We start from the raw sequence: 17,316 nt of genomic DNA on the forward strand, positions 1-17,316 counted from the left end.
TTCTATTCACCTCACTAACAAATAAAAAACACTCAAATTTGGGTCTCCCCTCCTTTGAGTGTTTCCCTTATTTAATTTTAGTGGTCTTTTTTCTTCTCTAAAAACTATTTTTTCTCCAATGGATAAAAAGTGGATAAAAAGTTGTTTTATTCATTTGACTCTTCTTCCACCTCGTCAGTAGATCGTTTTTTCCAAAAGAAGATGCCGCCAACCAATGTCAGTAATATGGTACCCAATACAGAGAGAAGCGTGTTTCTAGTGGCATTTGTTTGTGGTAAGTTGCCTGTTGCTTCTTGATCACTTCCGTCATTTGGTCCACTTTCTCCGTTCTCGCCGGTATCACTTCCAGTCCCCTCTTCACCAGCAGCACCTGGAGTATCTTCTGCACCTTGTTCAACCACTGAGTATCTTCCTTCAGCACTTGTTGTAAAACCACCATGTGCTTCATTGACTTGGATGTCTAAACCAACAACATTGTTACTTCCAAGTGCAGATGTATCGATTTGTGAATCTTCTTGTAACTGAACCGTATAAGAATTGGCTGGAATTTCGCGACCATTTACTCTTACTGTTTCAACCATAGATTTCGGATCGACTCTTTCTGTGCCAATCGCAATAGAAGCTACTCGTGTTCGAACATCTAACTCCCCTGTTGGCTCAAAGCCATATTCTGTCACATTATAAACAGCAAACTGTCCTCCATAAGTGAAGTTTCTTTCTTGTTCTTCATGCATCAAGATATTGTTGTTCGCATCTTGGTGGAAGACCTTGACAACATCTCCTTCAACTACTGGAAAGGCACTTCCACTATTGAACCGTGAAATAGCTTGTTGGATCGTTTGTGTTCCACGAACTTCATATTGATATTTCGACCGTCCATCTTGGCCGATGATTTCGATTCCATAATACACATTATTGTCGTCCACTTGCGTTACTCGATTATTTAAAATCGTACGATCCGAACCTTGAATGGATTGAATCTCGATTTGGCGACCACTTTTCACTAAACCAAATGAACCTACTGTCTCATTTTGACGATTCTTTAAATGGATCGTGCTACCCCATTTGACTTCATAAGGCACTTCAATATCTGTTGCGGTTACACCATCTGCTGTGGATACACGAACGGTCACTGATTTTTGACCAGCTGTTTGTGTATCGAACGCATCAATTTGTTCCACATTATATAACGAACTAGATAATTGGTGTCCGTTAAAGCGGACTTCATTGATCAGCTTTGTTGCATCCAATTCACTTGCATCTTCACCTAAAACCAAGCTTTGATTTTGTTTTTCTGCATGGATCATAGTGATTGGTTCAAACTCACCGTTTTGGATTCGGTAATGGGCATAATTAGATCCCGCCGTAAAGTTTCTGACCAAGTTATCACGCATCAACAAGTTACGATTTTCTGTTTCCGCATGATAAACTTTGAAAATATCCCCTTCATTTACTTCTAACGGTTGCCCATTATTAAAGCCTTGGATTGCTTGTCTGATCGTCATATGTCCTGTCACTTCATAGCTGTATTTGATATTATCAGGAAACAGGCGACTTTCTGGCTGCTCTGGATCAGCTAAAATTTCGATTCGATAATACGTATCACGACCAAAAACATTATTCACCGCATTGTTTAAAATCGTTCCTTCCTCGCCTTGAGTGGCGTGGATTTTTGATAGCCCATCTTGCTCGACGATACTGAATGCCCCAACTGTTGCATTTTCTAAGCCCTTCAATAAGAACGTACTACCCCACTTCACTTCATAAGGAATCTCCAGCTCCACGGAGGCTAGACCGTCCTTCATAGCCATTCTCAAACGAACTTCTCGTTTACCAATGGTTGAAGTATCGAAATCAGATAAGCGCTCGATCGTATAGGTATCTTCTGCCACAGGTTCTCCATTGATCGTCACGCTATCTAATAATTCTTCCAATTCAAAGTTGGTTGTATCTTGCGCTAAAACAAGTTCCTTATTTGCTGTATGAGCATCCATTACTGCCATTGGTTCAAATCCGTATGCGGTTACCTCATAGTAGGCATAAGAAGAATTATGAGTAAAGTCTTTTTCTTCCTCATTAACAAATAACACTGAACTTCCTTCTGAACGTTGCGGATGATAAATTTTGATGATATCTCCAAATTGAACGGTTACCGCGCGATTGGTTCCAAAATTATCCATCACTTGTTGTAGCGTTGCTCGTCCTGGCATATCTTGAGAATAAATTGTACGATCGCCACGAATGATCTCCATTGAGTAATACAAGGAAGAGTTTGGACTCAACTGCTCATTTAACGGTGAATCAATCCCCGGGAACATCGTTAACTGACGCACCGAATTATTACTTCCTGGTCTTAAAGAGAAAGCTCCTGCCGCACCGCCATTGGCTGAACGCATCACAATCGTATTCCCCCACTTGACTTCATAAGGGACAGTGATTTCTTTTGAAACTAATCCATCTCTTGTTTCAAATTGGATGCGTAAATCTTTCTTACCAGCAGTGGATGTATCAAATTCTTCTAATTGAGTCACTGTATATAGACTCGGTGCTAATTCGACCCCATTGACTGTGATATGATCGATCAGATTTGCTCCATTGATGCCTGCTGTACTATCGCCTAAAGTAAATTCTTGTGGTGAAGATTCTGCAGCCACGGTAATAATTGGTTCTAACCCATTATCTGTCACTTCGTAATAAGCATAATTTGAACCAATCGTGTAATCACGAACTAATTCGTCTTGCATGAGCAAGTTTCGCCCTTGCGAAGCACCTTGAGGATCTGCATGGTAAACTTTGATCACATTGCCTTTTTCAACTGGTAAAGGCTGTCCATTATTGAAGCCACTGATCGCATCTCGGATCGAGGAGTTACCTGCTACTTCATATGTAAAATTCGAGCTAGTTCCTCCCATGATCTCGATCGAATAATACGTATCGCGACCAAAGTGATTGTTGACTGGATTGGCAAGGTTCGTACCACTTACGCCTTGAGATGCATGGAGTGCCAATTGTCCGTCTTCTTTAAGCAAACTAAACGCACCAACCGTTGCTTCATTCAGTCCTCTTAACACAAAAGTATGGCCCCAATTCACACCGTATTCTACTTCCATTTCATTCGAGGCAAGACCATCATTCATATTTAGTCTTAGACGCATATTACGTGTGCCGATCGTACTCGTGTCAAAATCAATCAGTGATTCTACTGTATATTGGCTATTATCAATTCTTCGACCATTGATCGTCACATTATCGATCAATGAGCTAGGATCAATGTTGGAGGTGTTTTCACCTAATGCAAAGTTTTTTTGTGAAGCTTGCGCTTCCATGACCGGAGCAGGTCTAAAACCAGAAGAGGTGACTTCGTAGTATGCATATTCTGTGTCATAGGTAAAATCATGCTCTTCTTCATTCATCATCAAAACTGAGCTGTTGGCTGTTCGTTCCGGATGATGGATACGAATTACATCGCCCAATTGGACATTGAAAATATTGTCTGTGTTACCAAATTGATCCATGATTTGTTGTAGAGTCGTACGATTCGACATCTCTTGATTGTAGATTACATTGTTATTACGCATAATTTGGATCGAATAGTATGTAGAAAAAGGAGAAGTTAATCGTCCTACAGAAGCGTCCATGTCTGTTGCTAAGCCATTAGTAATTCTTAGGGGAATATTATTAGAATCTGAATTACTTAATAATAATGAAAATGCCCCAGCTGATTGACCGTTGATCGATCTCATCAAAATTGTGTTATCCCAACGCACGTTAACAGTAGTTTCAATTGTTCCTGTGGTTCTCACGTTTACGTCTGGTCGTTGTCCTTCAACAGTTAATCTTAATTGATGTTCACCAACTGTTTGATAATCTGGCTCAAATGATTCTGAAGCAACCAATCTAAGAGAATCGATATCTAGTGGTGTTCCTCTAAAAGATGCAGATTTGATTAAATCTCTGAATGCATTACTATTCAATAAAGATCTTGTATTACCTAGCTGTTGAGCTCTGATTGGATGTAACTCAATCATTATTCCTTGGTCTGGTATTACTTCAGCATTCACAGAAGCGGTTGCTTCTCTGCCATCTTGTGTACGAACTCGCGCTTGCCATACGAAGGAACCTGGGGTCGCTGTACTCGTCGGAGTAATCCATGACAACTGATAGGAACCTTGATAATTGACGTCAAAAAGTTCATCCAAAGCTGGTACTGGATCATTTTGATAAACTTGTATTTGATCTTCTTTTGTAGTAATCAATGGTAGGACTTCCATATCAAAAGTCACGATTACTGGAGGTCTGCCAGTTTGATCCCTGACTTCTATGCGTACTTGTTGCTTACCTATTCTGTTCGTATCTGGTTCCGTTAACCATCGGTAACTGACATCTCCACGAGAATTTACTACGTTTACATAGCTTTCAGGATCGGGAACTGTCTCCCCATGGCTAAGTGTATGTGTACCTGGCTTGACATTCGCACGTAGATCACCAATATCCGTAGTTGAAAAATCAAATTTAAACTCCGTCGCAATTCTTACCGTACTCCAAGCTTCATTCCAGGGTTCAATATACCAATAATAAGAATACGGAAATCTCTCTACATCAAATATTTCTTCTTGAGGTGGAGCTACTCTTAGACGAGTAAATACAACATTTATTTCTCCAATATTCAAATTTTGAGCTGTAGAACTTTCCGTAGGGGTGATTTCCATTCGCCAATTTCCACTACGTGAAATGGCGTTGATCCTGAAAACTCTTCTTGGTGCAGAATCCCCATTCGCCCTTAATGGGCTCAGATTATTGATTGTTACTCCTGGTGTACTCACACTAGAGGAATAATAAAAAATAGGTGTCACGTTTCTAAATATCATTGTGTCATTAACACTTAAATTATCATTGTCTGTATTGAATTGTTCATTGATCCCTTTTTGCATCTCATTAACTAAAAACTCACCTAAACGAATTGAATTAGTACTAGGAGCAACTAGGATACTATCTGGAACGTCTATCGCATATCTAGGATTTAATAATCGTTCCAAAATTCGTTCTTGTTCTTCTTTTGATTCTTTCTCTGATACCGTGCGAGAATTTGTTTCTTCTTTATTTGATGTACTATCTGTTGTTCTACTGGCGTTTTTATTTACCTTTTTATTATCTTCAGTGTTTTCTATCGCCTTGTCAGAGTCATCATTTTTTTGCCTATTACTAACTTGTCTATTTTGACTCATTCCTAAATTATTGAATGCAGTCACTGCCTGAACAACTGTGCCATTAAGATTACCTAAAGTCAATCCTAGGATCAAAGCACTGTTCAACAGTTTTTTTCTTGTTCTCAAATCATTACCTCCCTATTCTCAAACAACAAGAGAATAAACATTTCGTCTGTTTCATTCTCTGTTGGTAGTCATTTATTTTACCTTCAAAGGATGTTCGTAGTATCTCAAATGACTCTTTTATTAAAAACGTTATGTATTTTCCGTTTCTTAATCGTCTTTTTACTATTCACTCCTTTTTCAAATCATTTAGAAAAGCATCGAAAAGCTTTACTTATTCAAGCTTATCGGTCATCCGCATCTTGTGTAACGCCATTTTTTCCCTTTCGATTGGGAGTAATTGAAAGGAGGTTTTTTGTGAGAAAATAATCTTTTGCTTATCTACTTGCTAAAACGCCGAAAGGACAACAAAAAAGAAGGATCTTCACTTCGTTGAACAAGTCAACTTGTAAAGATCCTTCAATCAAATAACTGGTAATTGAATGTTACCGATTATTTCAAAGTAGAAGAATTTTTGCATTCATTGCAAATTTCTTCTTTATTCTTATAATTTACGTGCAAAGAATGACACGATCAATACTAAGACGATCGCACCGATCAATGATGGAACGATTGCCATACCACCAATTACTGGTCCCCATGATCCTAACACTGCTTGCCCGATTGCTGAACCAACAAGTCCTGCAATGACGTTTGCAATGATACCCATTGAAGAACCCTTATTTGTGATTGCTCCTGCAATTGCTCCGATAACTCCACCTACGATTAATGACCAAATAAAACCCATCTGTATTTCCTCCTATAGTGTCTAGCCGATTTTTTCAATGCGACATCTTATTTATTTTAATTAAAAGTTTTTTTGACTCACCAAGATACTTTATTGTACTCTTGGTTCGTTATTTTCTTTTACTTTTTCCGTTCCTTTGTTTGCTGCATGTTTTGCTTTGTCTGTTTGTTCTGACGCAAATTCTCCAGTTGCTTTTGCAGCATCTGTCACTTTATCTTGAACAGTGACTTGGTCTTGTTCAAATTCTTCTTTTGATTTGATATCTGTGACATTGACATTCACTTCGATGACATCTAAATGTGTCATATTCGCTACTTCTTCACTGATGATCTCTTTCATTTGTTTAAAGATATCTTCGATGTCCTTGCCATATTCAACGACGATCGACATATCAACAGCCACTTGTTTTTTTCCAACTTCTGTTTCGATGCCTGCTGTTTCATTGTCCGTATTGACTAATTTACCAGCAACATTTGAGAAAAAGCCTCCATCTACTGTTAATAGTCCGTCGATACGTTCTAATGCGATCGCAATAATTTTTTGAATGACTTTGTCATCATAAGTTACTTCACCGTTCATTGATTCCTCACTGCCCTTCACTTCGTTTGTCTGTTTACTTGCCTCATGAGTTGGAGTATGCACACCTGGATTTTTTGCTTCATGATGTGGATGATCATGGTGTTCTTTTTGATCATGCGCTACTTTTTCTTCTACATGTGGCACCACTGGATCTGGATGTGCAGATACCGGTGCTGTTTTATTTTTTTCATCCTTGATCCCTTGCGCTTGATTTGGCGTTGTTGGATCTGGATGTGCTGATTTCGGTGTATTTCCGTTTGTATTTGTATGATTGTTTTCCATGGTAAAGCCTCCTAAGATTTAAAGTAATGTTCTAAAATTCCGGTTCTTTTTAAATACATGCCGATGGCTACGCCAAGTGCAACCATGATCACGATCAGCAATGTTTTAAAAAATCCGACAGCTACTAGCAAAATAGCTAATATCAATCCAAGCGCGCCACAAATAATTGGGAGCTTGTATGTCGAAAAGATCTCGTTCATTTTCTCTCCCCCTTACTGTACTCGTGAGTGTTCAACTCTTTTTGATTGTGGTGAATCAAAACCGGTATAATTGATCAGGACATTCACTGGTTCATCTGTGCCGATGATTTGTTTTACATCGCGCTCAATGTCTGTCATTAGTGCTCCTGTTTTACCGATTAATGATGACGTACGTTTCAACTCGCCTTTTACTTTTACGTCAATTTTATTTTTTGTTGCTTTGATCGTTACTTTTGGGGAAGAAACAAAGTCTTCTTTCGTCAATCGTGAACGAACCATTCCTTCGATTGCTTTTTTATCTAATGTTAACTCTCCATCACCTTTTTTTAATAAGAATGACCGGTAAGTTTTTGGGTAGAATAATAAGACTAGAATCAATATCAACGTCAACACAGCAAACGCTGCGGTTACCCAAAAGACATATTGTTGTACGTAAAAGTTAGTTAATGATAAAAAGCGAAATTCTTCTAACTTAAACGGCAATGGATACACTGAGCTTAGCAACATTGCAAATATTAAAACAGACAGCAGAAGGATCAGTAAGATCGCTCCTATCGTTTTGGCTCCTTTGTTCATTTTCTCGCCCTCCTAGCTTCTAGTCACTGATTATAGATTGATAGCTTCTCCACCAGTGATACCGTAAATCTGTGCTGTGACATAGCTTGCTTTGTTGGATGCAAGAAAGACATAAACAGGTGCTAGCTCAGCTGGTTGACCTGCACGTTCCAACAATGCTTGTTGACCAAACTCAGGTAGATCTTCTTTTGGTTGACCTGCATCTAGTTGTAATGGTGTCCAAATTGGTCCTGGTGCTACGCCGTTGACACGAATTCCTTTTGGTGCTAATTGTTTTGCTAAACCAATGGTGAAGTTTGCAATCGAAGCTTTAGTCGCTGCATAATCTAACAAGTGTTCACTTGGATTGAATGCTTGGACAGAAGTCGTTGTAAGGATTGCTCCTCCTGCTGGAATATGTGGAATTGCTTCTTTCACAAGTGCAAACATTGCGATGATATTTACAGCAAAAGTATCTTTTACTTGTTCTAATGGGATTTCTGCAATTGAAGGAGACGAAATTTGTTGCGCCGCATTCAGAACAAGTGTGTCTAATCCACCAAATGCATCCACTGTTTTTTGGATGATTTCTTTTGGTGCAGCTTCATCTCGCAAATCATAAGGTAATAGTAATGCTTTACGTCCAGCTTCCTCGATATAATGGGCTACTTGTTGCGCGTCTTCTTCCTCACCTGGGAAAAATTGAATGGCTACATCTGCGCCTTCTCGTGCAAAGGCAATGGCAGCGGCACGTCCAATACCAGAGTCTGCACCTGTGATCAAGACACGTCGATTTGCTAATTGCTCCGTACCTTTATAACTTTCTTCACCGCAATCAGGCACTGGTTTCATATCCTTTTGCAAAGCCGGAGTTTCTTGATCCTGTTTTGGAAATTCTTCTGTGTGGTATAGTTTTCTTGGGTCGATTAAATTTGGTTCTGTCATGTTGATCCTCCTAATTTTTAGTCATAACTGACGTTATAAATTTGGGCATAAAAGCCCATATTAATTATTTTGTGTAATCTTTTCTAAATAAATGATACCCTAGCGCAGCAGCCGCAAGGATTGATCCTCCTAATACTAAAAGAAAACCAGTTGCTGAATCTTCTCCTGGTAATCCACCGGTATTCATTCCCCAAATACCAGCGATCATCGCAGGTACAGAGATGATCAATGCGGTAGAATCCAGATATTTCATCAGATGATTCAAATTGTTGTCCATCATTCCATTGAACAGATCGCCGATACTTTCTAACAGATCGCGATAAATCAGAATCATCTTCTCTGTTTGGCGTTGCCTTAAACGAACGTCATAAAGAAGCTGTTCGTCATTGACACGTTCTTTGAATTCAGGTGTTTCCCACAATAGTTCCATTGTCTCTTTTTGATCCCGCAACGTATGATCGATGTAAACAATGTCTCTTTCTAAATCAGCTTGCTTATATAGCTCTTCATTTTCTGTCGTTTTTCGAGCTTCTTGATCTAACGCATCAATACGCGTTTTCATTTCACGAAGTTCTTTGACAAAATGGGTATAGATATCTAATGCCGCATAAACAATCACTTTTTCGAAAGAATCGATTTTATTACCATGATGTTCAATCAGCCGATCGATAAAATTGGTTTTTTCGTCCCGACAAGTAATCAATAAGTCATTTGATATGACGAACGACAATGGCGTCAGGCGACGTTCGATTTTTTCTTTTTCACTTGAAAGGTTGAGCAGTACTAAGGAAATCGGGTTGTTCAAACTTGTTCCTGATAGATGTTCAAGCCGTGAGACCTCTTCTGGATAAGTCATACCGACAAAAATATCTTCAGGAAGCTGATAGGTTCGAGTAACCTGTTCGATTTCCTCAGTATCGCTCGTATCAATAACAAGCCAATTAAAATGTTCTTCATCTGCGGCTATTACTTTCTTGTTTTCATCAATCAAGTAATATTCCAGCATGGTGAATCGTCCTTTCCAGTATGCAATCAACTAAAGAAACAATTAGTTAGTTTGATATTATGATCTAGTACAGCAATCTCATTTTCTAATGAGAAACTGTTCAATACATGATCATAATCCATCGTCAAATATTTGCCTAAATAGCATTGTTCACTTTGTGATGTATAGATTTCTAGCGAAGGATGATTGATTTTTGTGACGTATAGTCCAAATTCAGTAACAAAAGGGATAATTTGGAAAAAGCTACCTTTCGCACAAGCTCCTTTGTCTCTAAGAAAAGGATCTTTACTATTGATCAATGCAAGTGCTAATTTTGATTGTTCGCCTGCTTTTTCCTTCAAGATGTCCATCGCATTTCTTGTCAGCGTGATTTCCATATCGATCATCTCCTCTATATAATAGTAAGTTTTTCTATTATCGATCAATGACTTAATTCTGTATTTCGTTTAACACGAGCGTACATTGGATATTTAGGGAATGATTTAACACAACGAAAAGCGGTCATATTTGCATACTTTTCATAGTATTTTTTACTAGCACCTTTAAAATCTTCACTCCATGGTTTGATGTGTCCAGAGTAATGGATGATATAAGGCTTACGACGTGCTTCTTCGTACTCTTTTTCTCCTTCAGCTGTTGGATGTTGTTTTGCTTTCGCCATGATGTAACCTTGTGCATTCCATTTTGGATGCAAAGCAATCCAACGATCGTGTAAGATAGCATTCAATGCATCTTGGTCATGGAATCGAAGTTTTTCTGGATTTTCTTCAATGAAGTTAAGAACTTTTTTCGTGATATTTTGTTCTAACCATTTTTCAACATTGATCAGCATCAAGCCTGAGTTAAAGTAACGCATTGAGTCTGCTTCGATCTCCATTTTTTCAAGACGTTGGTGGAAACCAGCATCTTCAACTGCTGCCATGACTGCGCCGTTAAACTCTAAATCCCATAGTTTGCTGACATCGTTCAACGCGATCATGTCACAATCCATATAAAGGACACGTTCCACATTTTTCCCTCTAAACAACTCAGGGATTGCAATACGATAGTATGCTGTTTCAGGAATACGATCACTTGTTACTAAGTTTTTGAAGAATTTTTTATTGATTTTCAAAAATTCTACATCTGTATTCATTCGTGAATTCTTCACTGAATAACGTAAAAGATTTTTACTTTCTAATTCAATATCATCATCAACCACATAGAATCGTACAAACACTTTTGGGTCACTATTTTCTAAAATCGACACGAACAGTGCTGCTAGATGAGGCACAAATTTTGTATTACAACTAGAGACAACTGCTACTTCTTTTCTTCTATTCATTTACCTCGCCTACTTTCATTAATACGCTATGCGCTAGATTTTTTAGATAGATTTGTGTATAAGGATGATCCTCCAATGTATTCCAAGGTTTATCATGCCCTGTGAAATGAACGATTGAAGGAGCTTCATTTCCACTCTTATATAACTCTTCATATTTTTTATCTGGAGCTGGGTGTCGTTCAAAAATCAACGAACATTGCATGTTCCATTTTGGATGAAGTTGTTCCCAATCTCCATATAAGACACCATTCAATGCGTCTTGGTCATGATAGATAATCTGATCACCATTTTCTTTTAGGAATTGGATCGTTTTATCTGTAATGTCTTTTTCAATCCATTGATCAATATCGATCACCATAACACCTGAGTTAAAATAATATTCTTCTGAATCGATCCCTAGGCGCTTCAACGCTTTCGTTTGTCCTGGATCAATTACTGCCCCAATTGTTTTACCGTTCAATGATTCATCATATAATGCAACAATATCATCTAATACTAAAACATCTGCATCTAGATACAACACTTTTTTATAATTGTATTTTGCTAAGATCTTAGGTAGAGAAATTCGTAAATACGCAGTTGTTGTAATGTGGTCACTGACTAAGAAATCTTCATATACATCTTTCTCCACTGTCAAGAATTGGATGCTTGCATGTTCTGAGTGTTGTGCAACTGTCTGACGCAATCCTTCTTTACTATATTCTGATAGGCCATCATCAATCACATAAAAATATATATGTCTCATCTTATTCGCATTTTCCAGTGCCGTTGCAATCATTACGCTTAGATAAGGAGCATAATTTTCATCTGAAGCAGTCACAACCGGTACAGTCCCATACTTAATCTCCATCAAAATCACTCCTTTTTTTAATCTTTTTCTAACCTGTTCTACATCTACAATATGCCTACTTTTTCCTGAAAGCAAAAGATATGCTTTGTTTTTTATGAATATTACCCTAAATTTGACCTTTTTTATGAAAATGAAAACGAAAACATTAAGATTGTTATGCTTTTTTATACAGCGGTCTTAACCATTTACTTACTAATATCCTTTTCACCCTTTATGAAAAATCTTTTTTGAAAAAATTCAAAGAGTTAAAGCATTTTATTTTTATTTTAGAAGTTTCTCATTTAAGCTATTGGTGAAAGAAAAAAGACTAAGGGAGCGTAAAAAGATGAAATTAGCAGCAATCGATCTAGACGGGACCTTGCTTGATTCCCAAGGAGTTGTCCCACAAGAAAATATTCGAGCATTAAAAGCATTCTCCTCTAATGGAGGAATCGTAACGATCGCTACAGGAAGAAATAGTATTTCTGCAAAGGATGTCTTTGCACAATTAGGAGTTAGTGGCTATTTGATTTCTTCTAACGGTGCATTAATTTCGGAAATGAAAGACGGCAAGATCGATCATGTATTAAGACGCTCAAAAATTGAAGTACCTATACTAAAAAAGGCCTTTTATTTAGCAAAAGAAGCAAAAATATCGATCATCGCAAGCCGAGAAACACAAGATGACCAAATCACTTTTAACGAAAATGCCTTAGTAAAAGACGACCCTTATTATCAACACTTTAACTTGCAAAATCATTCTTTCGATGAGATCACAGCACAGTTGGACGATCCTTCATTGAGCTATTTGAAACTGGCACTGACGGATAAAAATGAGGAAAAACTAAAAAAAATCCAAGTAGAGTTGGAGAAAGAAGGAATTGATTCTGTCTTTTCAGACCCACATTTCCTGGAAATCACTCCTAGAAATATTACAAAGGCACACTCTCTCTTATTCCTAACTGAGTACTTAGGTTTATCTTCAGAAGACGTCATGGCGTTTGGTGATCAAGAAAATGATTTGGCAATGCTTGAGTTCAGTGGATTAAGCGTGGCTATGGGCAATGCGCAAGAACATGTGAAGGATTTAGCAGATGAAGTGACAGAAACTAATGACGAAGCCGGTGTCGCAAACTTTTTGAATGATCACTTTTTATAAGGAGAGATGATAGATGTTAGTGGTTATCGATATGCAAAATCATATTTTAGATCCAACTAGTGAATTTTATTTAGAAGATGGTGAAGCATTAGTTGAACGTGTAAACACACGCTTAAACCAAGCACGTGCAGCGAATGAATACGTACTATTCACTCGAGATATCCCTATCGAACGGAAAGATGAGGCAGAGAGTGAAGATCTTAAAATCATTCCCGCTCTCTCCCCTCTATCAGATGAGCGTGAAATCAAAAAATACTACTTCACTCTGCCTCCAGAAATATTAACAGAGATCAAACATTCACTTTTTGAACGTAAAGAAGAACAAAAAACAATTGAAGTAGTTGGGATCGAAACGAATTTGTGTGTCTTATCCAACACGATTGCTTTACAAAGCGCCTTTCCAGAAGCTGACTTTATCATTGATTCGTCACTAGTCAGCAGTCGTAATCATGAGCCACAAGCACTTAAACTTCTAAAAGACTTTAATGTTTATGTTAAAGAGTAAATGGTCGAAACCAATCGAAAAGCATAAAAAAGGTGGAATGAAGGTTCCACCTTTTTTTATTTTTTTCAAATGATACGTCTACAGAAAAATCATGTTTTTTATCGAAATATTTGTTCAGAATCGTATAACATGCTATCTTTTATTTAGTGAATATAAATCTAGTATATTCTCAAATAGAATAACTCAAAACACAATTTATGCACGAATAAAATATAGCTATGGGAGTTTATTTATTATGCTGGAATTGAGCCGACTTGCTTTTATTTTTCCTGTTTTTATCTTTGTACCGATCGTTTTTTCATTTATCAAATGGACAAAAGAACGAAAAAAAATCGCTTTGGCTAGTTTTCCTGCGATCTATTTTATGTACAAAGTATTAAATTATCAGTTTTTCGAACCCTTCCAGATCTTCACGTTTAATTTAGTTGGGTTCATTTTCTCCATACTCTTTGTCATTGGGTATTTATTTTATCTAAACAGAAAAAATAAACGTTAACTCTCATAGATAATTATTTAGAGAAAGGTGAGGTAAAATGACCATTGAAGAAGCGATTTTACTGGATACACTGCATTGCCGTTTAAACTTCCTCAAAGATAAAAAGCATTTAACTACACCACAGGTTGCTGAAAAAGTGAACTTACCGATTGAGACATATAAAAGCTATGAAGATGGAAAAAATATACCTAGTATTATCGAATTAATCTTTATCGCAGATTTTTACGACACGACCATCGATTATTTGATTGGTCGAACGGAAGCATCCTAAACACTCAATTCACTGTTTTAGAAAGAAGGAAATCTTATATGCGCTTATGGCATCAAAGCCTCTTGCAATCACTTCCACGCCAACAATTATTAGGACAACATCGCGAATGTTGTGCTCTGAGAGGCAATGGTTGGGGACGAAAACATGCAACTGTCGATTACGTTTTTACACATTCGCCTTATAAATTATTTCAATATCATTTGTTAGTAATGGAAGAAATGAAGAAACAGAATTATAAACCTGGTGAAGAATGGTTTGATCCCTTGTATCGTGGGAAGATCTGCGAACCTTATCCTACCCTTTCCCCTATCGAATGGACCTCACCCCTTTATCCAGAACATGATCAGATCTACTTAGCCGAATGCGTGGCAAACTTAGAACAGAAAGGGATCATCTTATAAACAAGTAATAACTCATGGCTCTATCAAACCTCTCGATTACTGAATCGAGAGGCTTTTATTGAAATTAGACACAAAAAAACTGCTCTTTCATAAGAAAGAGCAGTAAGATATCAATCGTTTGATTATGCTTTAACGATGTTGATTGCTTGAGGGCCACGTTGTCCATCTTCAACATCAAAAGTCACAGCTTGACCTTCGTCTAATGTTTTGAAACCGTCACCTTGGATAGCTGAAAAATGAGCGAATACGTCATTTCCATCTTCACCAGTGATAAATCCAAAACCTTTGTCTGCGTTAAACCATTTTACTGTACCGTTATTCATGTATATTTCCTCCTGATACGTATCAACGTACGTTTATAGTGCAATAAATATTTGATAGGCAAAAGGAGTCTTATAATGTTTAACTTATAGCTCAAATTACGTTTCAAAATAGATTACTTTTATACTATAGCATGCCCTTTCATAAAACACAACTATAAACCCTCGGTACTTTCAATTTCTCTATTTATCTCATTTGTTTGATTCGTTCATTAGATGAAGCAATGTCTTTCTTTTGATAAATCATCCCTAACTCCTGCATCAAAAAACGCTCACTCACATTTGACAACATTTGTCTAATTCCGCTGATAGCTTCTTCTGCAGCAGATCCTTGAACAAACCAGAAAACAGATTTTTGATACAAAGGAGCCTCTGGTGTGTCTAACCCATACTCAAATAGATCCGTCCAGCGATCAATAAATGTTTTTAACAGACCGGTCACATCCCACCAGTAGATAGGTGTACCAATCACCAAGACGTCAGCTTGTTTGATTACTCCCATGACTTTGTCAAATTCATCCTCTTCGGTCATCTGTCCTAACTGATTGATCGAATAATCAACTAAATGCAGGACCGTATAGTCGATATCTTTTAAGATTTTTTCTCCCCATTTAACGGTCATCCCCTCTTTGTTCGGGCTTGCATTAATAAACAAAATGCGCATATTATCTCCTCCTCTACCCAGTTTTTCATCCTCACTCTTTTTTTCATATGAACTCTTGGTTAATTTTTATATTCAAACGATTATGATATCAAAACGATACTTTTCTTCATCAAATATAACATTTTTTACATTAAAAAAACAAATATTAAAAAAATCATCATCCATTAAAACTCTCTGTTATTATGTTCATCTTAATGATAAAATAAAGTTTGTTTGTTATTATTTCTTTATATAATTATAACGTTGCGCTTTCTTGTACTACTATTCTTTTTTGATTTATCTACACTCTCTAACTGGCTTTCGTCGGTTCGATTCCGACATAGAGAATACGGTCAAGCGCCGTAAATAAAACCAATCGCTTTTATTAGGGGGAGCTTTGTATGAAAGCGATCTATTTTTTGTAGAAACAGGAGGAAAAAATGAATTTATTGTTGTTATTGTTAGGATTAATCAGTTTGATACTTGGTCTCCATCTATTTAGCCGATCAAGTAAAAGAAATGGAAAAACTTGGCAGCGCCATCTCATTTTATTTAGTGCTTTATTCGGTTTACTACTAATCAGTAGCGCTTGCGGATCTGGTACCAATCAAGCGTCAAAAGCAGATACTGCTACTTCGGAAACCACTTCAACATCCAGTGAAGATAAAGCCCAACGAGAAGCGGTTGAAAAAAAAGAATTAGAAGAGAAAAAGAAAGAAGAAAAATTAGCAGCTGAGAAAAAAGCACAAGAAGAACAAGCGAAACGTGAAGCAGAAAAGAAAGCACAAGAAGAACAAGCGAAACGTGAAGCGGAAAATAAAGCGCAAGAAGAACAAGCAAAACTTGAAGCAGAAAAGAAAGCACAAGAAGAACAAGCTCGTCTTGAAGCAGAAAAGAAAGCACAGGAAGAACAAGCTCGTCTTGAAGCAGAACAGGCAGCACAAGCACAGGCAGCGGAACAAGCGCGTATCGCTGAACAAGCTCGTGTAGCCGCTGAACAAGCAGAAGCCCAACGCGTGGCACAAGAACAAGCAGCCGCAGCTCAAGCGCAACAAGCACAAGCGAATGAAGCACAAGTCTTAGTTACCAGAACTGGAGCAAAGTACCATACGCATAAGTGTGGTAACGGTGACTACTATCCTGCGACAATGAGTGAAGCATTGGCACGCGGATTGACCCCTTGCGAAAAATGTTACTAAAATAATTTATGCAGTATACGAGATCGCTACCGATCTCGTATACTGCTTTTTTCTTATCAACTTTATAATTTAGTGTACATCTTCTTATCCTTTCTTTTCATTTAAATAATCCAATTTTTTTGTGTCAATGTTGCCCTTTAAATAATAATCATTATTATTTAATAAAAATACAGTTGATTCAATTCAACTATCTGTGCTATAATAGTTATGGAATTTCGTTATCAACGTATCGTTGCCTTTCAACAGAACAATAAGAAAGGAGAATGACTATGACATTCTATAACAAAGAATTACAATATCGTGTCACTCTTAATACCGATTTAAATCTTTTCGTCGTGTTCGACAAAGAAGATAGCAATCGTGTAGCGACTGGTGTAACGATCGAACAAGCAGTGCAAGAACTTAAAAAATCCGCATAGGAGTGAAAACCTCGAATGGACGATTGCAACTCTAGTTCACAATAAGACACCTACTTGAAAGATCAAAGTAGGTGTCTTAAATTTTATATGCGTGACGAAACTCTTCTCTTATTTTACATATGATGA

The 17,316-nt window shown here is 37.4% G+C and carries 19 protein-coding genes; 7 read left to right on the forward strand and 12 right to left on the reverse strand.

From position 1 onward, the window contains the following. Positions 1-146: 146 nt before the first annotated feature. The 10 genes from EM4838_RS06965 to EM4838_RS07010 all read right to left on the reverse strand — a co-directional run bounded on the left by EM4838_RS06965 (position 147) and on the right by EM4838_RS07010 (position 11,798). On the reverse strand, positions 147-5,333 hold the full coding sequence (locus tag EM4838_RS06965) for a putative mucin/carbohydrate-binding domain-containing protein (protein ID WP_071867433.1): 5,187 nt from the start codon (positions 5,331-5,333) through the stop codon (positions 147-149). A gap of 481 nt (positions 5,334-5,814) precedes the next feature. Then, positions 5,815-6,057, reverse strand: coding sequence for a GlsB/YeaQ/YmgE family stress response membrane protein (locus EM4838_RS06970; protein WP_071867434.1), 243 nt, complete (start codon positions 6,055-6,057; stop codon positions 5,815-5,817). A gap of 90 nt (positions 6,058-6,147) precedes the next feature. After that, positions 6,148-6,918: an Asp23/Gls24 family envelope stress response protein gene (locus EM4838_RS06975; RefSeq protein WP_071867435.1), complete on the reverse strand. Its 771-nt coding sequence runs from the start codon at positions 6,916-6,918 to the stop codon at positions 6,148-6,150. An 11-nt stretch (positions 6,919-6,929) separates the two neighbouring features. Continuing rightward, positions 6,930-7,118: a DUF2273 domain-containing protein gene (locus tag EM4838_RS06980; protein ID WP_010735369.1), complete on the reverse strand. Its 189-nt coding sequence runs from the start codon at positions 7,116-7,118 to the stop codon at positions 6,930-6,932. A 12-nt stretch (positions 7,119-7,130) separates the two neighbouring features. After that, complete coding sequence (gene amaP / locus EM4838_RS06985; protein WP_071867436.1) at positions 7,131-7,694, reverse strand: alkaline shock response membrane anchor protein AmaP; 564 nt, start codon at positions 7,692-7,694, stop codon at positions 7,131-7,133. Positions 7,695-7,724: 30 nt separating this feature from the next. Next, positions 7,725-8,618 (reverse strand): SDR family oxidoreductase, encoded by an 894-nt coding sequence (locus EM4838_RS06990; RefSeq protein WP_023519734.1) that lies wholly within the window; start codon positions 8,616-8,618, stop codon positions 7,725-7,727. Between the two features lie 64 nt (positions 8,619-8,682). Further along, positions 8,683-9,624 carry a magnesium transporter CorA family protein gene (locus EM4838_RS06995; protein ID WP_071867437.1) on the reverse strand — a complete coding sequence of 314 codons (942 nt, stop codon included), beginning with the start codon at positions 9,622-9,624 and terminating at the stop codon, positions 8,683-8,685. 26 nt (positions 9,625-9,650) lie between these two features. Further along, positions 9,651-10,001, reverse strand: a complete 351-nt coding sequence (locus tag EM4838_RS07000) for an iron-sulfur cluster biosynthesis family protein (protein ID WP_071867438.1) — start codon at positions 9,999-10,001, stop codon at positions 9,651-9,653. A 44-nt stretch (positions 10,002-10,045) separates the two neighbouring features. Then, positions 10,046-10,948 carry a glycosyltransferase family 8 protein gene (locus EM4838_RS07005; protein ID WP_071867439.1) on the reverse strand — a complete coding sequence of 301 codons (903 nt, stop codon included), beginning with the start codon at positions 10,946-10,948 and terminating at the stop codon, positions 10,046-10,048. Beyond that, positions 10,941-11,798 (reverse strand): glycosyltransferase family 8 protein, encoded by an 858-nt coding sequence (locus tag EM4838_RS07010; RefSeq protein WP_071867440.1) that lies wholly within the window; start codon positions 11,796-11,798, stop codon positions 10,941-10,943. The genes EM4838_RS07005 and EM4838_RS07010 overlap by 8 nt, the downstream gene beginning before the upstream one ends. A 325-nt stretch (positions 11,799-12,123) precedes the next feature. On the opposite strand from EM4838_RS07010, the gene EM4838_RS07015 reads away from it, so the two are divergent. From EM4838_RS07015 to EM4838_RS07035, 5 genes are all read left to right on the forward strand, one after another. Beyond that, complete coding sequence (locus EM4838_RS07015) at positions 12,124-12,936, forward strand: Cof-type HAD-IIB family hydrolase (RefSeq protein ID WP_071867441.1); 813 nt, start codon at positions 12,124-12,126, stop codon at positions 12,934-12,936. A 13-nt stretch (positions 12,937-12,949) separates the two neighbouring features. Beyond that, positions 12,950-13,441: a cysteine hydrolase family protein gene (locus tag EM4838_RS07020; RefSeq protein ID WP_071867442.1), complete on the forward strand. Its 492-nt coding sequence runs from the start codon at positions 12,950-12,952 to the stop codon at positions 13,439-13,441. Between the two features lie 235 nt (positions 13,442-13,676). Beyond that, entirely contained in the window at positions 13,677-13,937 is a 261-nt protein-coding gene (locus EM4838_RS16720) for a hypothetical protein (protein WP_071867443.1), read from the forward strand. Between the two features lie 37 nt (positions 13,938-13,974). Next, entirely contained in the window at positions 13,975-14,208 is a 234-nt protein-coding gene (locus EM4838_RS07030) for a helix-turn-helix domain-containing protein (RefSeq protein ID WP_071867444.1), read from the forward strand. 38 nt (positions 14,209-14,246) lie between these two features. Then, the gene (locus tag EM4838_RS07035; RefSeq protein ID WP_071867445.1) at positions 14,247-14,609 is read left to right on the forward strand and encodes a TIGR02328 family protein; all 363 of its coding nucleotides are present in this window, start codon (positions 14,247-14,249) and stop codon (positions 14,607-14,609) included. Positions 14,610-14,731: 122 nt separating this feature from the next. Here EM4838_RS07035 and EM4838_RS07040 read toward each other — a convergent pair whose 3' ends face one another. Continuing rightward, complete coding sequence (locus EM4838_RS07040; RefSeq protein ID WP_010735357.1) at positions 14,732-14,932, reverse strand: cold-shock protein; 201 nt, start codon at positions 14,930-14,932, stop codon at positions 14,732-14,734. A gap of 184 nt (positions 14,933-15,116) precedes the next feature. Then, positions 15,117-15,593, reverse strand: coding sequence for a flavodoxin family protein (locus EM4838_RS07045; protein WP_071867446.1), 477 nt, complete (start codon positions 15,591-15,593; stop codon positions 15,117-15,119). A gap of 419 nt (positions 15,594-16,012) precedes the next feature. Here EM4838_RS07045 and EM4838_RS07050 point away from each other — a divergent pair, with 419 nt between their 5' ends. After that, entirely contained in the window at positions 16,013-16,771 is a 759-nt protein-coding gene (locus EM4838_RS07050) for a hypothetical protein (RefSeq protein WP_081367453.1), read from the forward strand. Positions 16,772-17,040: 269 nt separating this feature from the next. After that, positions 17,041-17,190 (forward strand): hypothetical protein, encoded by a 150-nt coding sequence (locus EM4838_RS16580; protein ID WP_010735353.1) that lies wholly within the window; start codon positions 17,041-17,043, stop codon positions 17,188-17,190. Positions 17,191-17,316 lie beyond the last annotated feature (126 nt).

The organism is Enterococcus mundtii (assembly GCF_002813755.1).
Lineage (GTDB): Bacteria > Bacillota > Bacilli > Lactobacillales > Enterococcaceae > Enterococcus_B > Enterococcus_B mundtii.

Excerpts from the sequence above, each read along its gene's own strand:
- EM4838_RS06970 (WP_071867434.1), bottom strand. The coding sequence starts at position 6,057 with ATGGGTTTTATTTGGTCATTAATCGTAGGTGGAGTTATCGGAGCAATT.
- EM4838_RS06975 (WP_071867435.1), bottom strand. The coding sequence starts at position 6,918 with ATGGAAAACAATCATACAAATACAAACGGAAATACACCGAAATCAGCA.
- EM4838_RS06980 (WP_010735369.1), bottom strand. The coding sequence starts at position 7,118 with ATGAACGAGATCTTTTCGACATACAAGCTCCCAATTATTTGTGGCGCG.
- amaP (WP_071867436.1), bottom strand. The coding sequence starts at position 7,694 with ATGAACAAAGGAGCCAAAACGATAGGAGCGATCTTACTGATCCTTCTG.
- EM4838_RS06990 (WP_023519734.1), bottom strand. The coding sequence starts at position 8,618 with ATGACAGAACCAAATTTAATCGACCCAAGAAAACTATACCACACAGAA.
- EM4838_RS06995 (WP_071867437.1), bottom strand. The coding sequence starts at position 9,624 with ATGCTGGAATATTACTTGATTGATGAAAACAAGAAAGTAATAGCCGCA.
- EM4838_RS07000 (WP_071867438.1), bottom strand. The coding sequence starts at position 10,001 with ATGGAAATCACGCTGACAAGAAATGCGATGGACATCTTGAAGGAAAAA.
- EM4838_RS07005 (WP_071867439.1), bottom strand. The coding sequence starts at position 10,948 with ATGAATAGAAGAAAAGAAGTAGCAGTTGTCTCTAGTTGTAATACAAAA.
- EM4838_RS07010 (WP_071867440.1), bottom strand. The coding sequence starts at position 11,798 with ATGGAGATTAAGTATGGGACTGTACCGGTTGTGACTGCTTCAGATGAA.
- EM4838_RS07015 (WP_071867441.1), top strand. The coding sequence starts at position 12,124 with ATGAAATTAGCAGCAATCGATCTAGACGGGACCTTGCTTGATTCCCAA.
- EM4838_RS07020 (WP_071867442.1), top strand. The coding sequence starts at position 12,950 with ATGTTAGTGGTTATCGATATGCAAAATCATATTTTAGATCCAACTAGT.
- EM4838_RS16720 (WP_071867443.1), top strand. The coding sequence starts at position 13,677 with ATGCTGGAATTGAGCCGACTTGCTTTTATTTTTCCTGTTTTTATCTTT.
- EM4838_RS07030 (WP_071867444.1), top strand. The coding sequence starts at position 13,975 with ATGACCATTGAAGAAGCGATTTTACTGGATACACTGCATTGCCGTTTA.
- EM4838_RS07035 (WP_071867445.1), top strand. The coding sequence starts at position 14,247 with ATGCGCTTATGGCATCAAAGCCTCTTGCAATCACTTCCACGCCAACAA.
- EM4838_RS07040 (WP_010735357.1), bottom strand. The coding sequence starts at position 14,932 with ATGAATAACGGTACAGTAAAATGGTTTAACGCAGACAAAGGTTTTGGA.
- EM4838_RS07045 (WP_071867446.1), bottom strand. The coding sequence starts at position 15,593 with ATGCGCATTTTGTTTATTAATGCAAGCCCGAACAAAGAGGGGATGACC.
- EM4838_RS07050 (WP_081367453.1), top strand. The coding sequence starts at position 16,013 with ATGAATTTATTGTTGTTATTGTTAGGATTAATCAGTTTGATACTTGGT.
- EM4838_RS16580 (WP_010735353.1), top strand. The coding sequence starts at position 17,041 with ATGACATTCTATAACAAAGAATTACAATATCGTGTCACTCTTAATACC.